Raw genomic sequence first — 1,550 nt, 5'->3', positions numbered from 1 at the left:
GGCCCGGGGCCGGCGGGCCCGCTGCGCGCTGCCCGCTTCGGACGCCCGCGCCGCGTCGGCGAGCGGGCGCTCGAGTTCCCGGATCCGATCCTCCGGGTCGTCGTTTGCTGCCATGGGTTGAATATGCCATTCGCGTCGGTGGTTTCGCGCGGTTCGGTAGTTTCTGGTTCGTGCCCGAGTTGCCGAACCGTCAGGTCGTGTTGCGTCGCCGCCCCACCGGGCTTGTCCGGCCCGGTGACACCGAGCTGCTCACCACCCCGGCGCCCGAACCGGGGGAGGGCGAGGCGCTGCTGCGCACCACCTACGTCGGGATCGACGCCGCCGCCCGCCTGGAACTACGGCGCCCCGTACGCGGGCCCGCCTCCCCAACGGCCCTCGGGCAACCGCGCGTGGTGGATCCTGGGCACGGTCATCGTCATCGCCGTGCTGGCCCTCGCCGGTGGCATCGCCGCCTTTGCGGCACACCAGCTTTCCGGGGTCCGCTCCATCATCAGCTCCCCGCCGACCATCACCGACACGTTCGGTCCGTCGCCCAGCACCCCGCGCGGAACCGCCCCGTCCACCACCCGGGCCAGGACGCCCAGCCCGTCGACGTCGCCGACCGCGCCGCCGGGCGCCAGGATCAGTGTCTCCGGAATCGGCGAGAACCGGACGATCGCCTGCAACGACAACGTGATCAGCGTCAGCGGGGTGTCCAACACGGTGGTGATCAGCGGCCACTGCGCCAGCCTCACCGTGTCGGGCGTGCAGAACGAGATCACCGTCGACGCCGTCGACAGCATCGAAGCCTCCGGCTTCAATAACAAGGTCACCTACCACACGGGCACGCCGAAGGTCAGCAACTCCGGGGGATCGAACGTCGTCGAGCAGGGCTGAGGCCGAGCGCCGGCCTACGAGCCTTGCGGGGCCCCGCCGGATTCGTGGCCGGATTCGTCGCCGGGCGAGTCGCCGTCGAGGACGCTGACGGCGATGCCGTACGGCAGGAACCGGACCCTGCGGTTGGGGTCGACGTTGTCCTTGTTGGCGCGCAGCGCGTCGAGCTCGGTCGCATAGACCTGTTCGACGTGCGCGCCGCCGTCGGCGCCGGTCGTGTAGATGGCCCACACGCCGTCACCCGCCTCGCCCGCGGTCTCGGGCTCGGGGCGTGGGCGCCGCGACAGGTCGTCGAAGAACGACGACCACCCGGGCCGGGCTCCGGGAGCCGCCACGAACTTGCTGACCCGCTCGAACACCTCGCGCAGGCCCTCGCTGCCCTCGCGGATCATCCGATCGATCTCTTCGGGATCAAACCCGAACCCACCGTATTCGCCCACGCGACCTCCTCGCCGCTCATGCCGTCACCGCCCAGTGTGCGCGCCGGCGCGGTCGCGCGCCACGTCCTCAGCGTCCCGGCGGCGGCGGTGGGGTGATGGGGATCGGCACCGTCACGAATGGGAAATGCAGGTACATCGTCACCGGGGGCATGGCCGGTGGCGGCGGCGCGGCCGGCGGCGGGGCCGCCGGGGCGGGCGCGGGAGCCGGCGCTCAACGCGCGGGGAACGCGGGCGGAC

General features: G+C 72.3%; 2 protein-coding genes and 2 pseudogenes. 2 read left to right on the top strand and 2 right to left on the bottom strand.

Annotated elements, in window-relative coordinates:
* Nucleotides 1–170: 170 nt before the first annotated feature.
* Nucleotides 171–326, top strand: a pseudogene (locus tag A5713_RS27155) (NADP-dependent oxidoreductase); the annotation flags it as partial.
* Nucleotides 295–876: pseudogene (locus tag A5713_RS28910) on the top strand (DUF3060 domain-containing protein); the annotation flags it as partial. The pseudogenes A5713_RS27155 and A5713_RS28910, both read left to right, overlap by 32 nt.
* Before the next feature lie 14 nt (nucleotides 877–890).
* Here A5713_RS28910 and A5713_RS01690 read toward each other — a convergent pair.
* Both A5713_RS01690 and A5713_RS28905 read right to left on the bottom strand, forming a co-directional pair.
* A complete protein-coding gene (locus A5713_RS01690; protein WP_068091890.1) occupies nucleotides 891–1,313 on the bottom strand; it encodes a hypothetical protein in 423 nt (140 codons plus the stop codon).
* Nucleotides 1,262–1,550 (bottom strand): hypothetical protein (locus A5713_RS28905; RefSeq protein WP_231980207.1); only part of this gene is annotated, 289 nt, incomplete at its 5' end. The genes A5713_RS01690 and A5713_RS28905, both read right to left, overlap by 52 nt.

The organism is Mycobacterium sp. E2497 (assembly GCF_001668695.1).
In the GTDB taxonomy this organism is placed as follows: domain Bacteria; phylum Actinomycetota; class Actinomycetes; order Mycobacteriales; family Mycobacteriaceae; genus Mycobacterium.
Note: the sequence above shows the minus strand (reverse complement) of the source record. Positions and strands in the feature narration are given on the sequence as shown.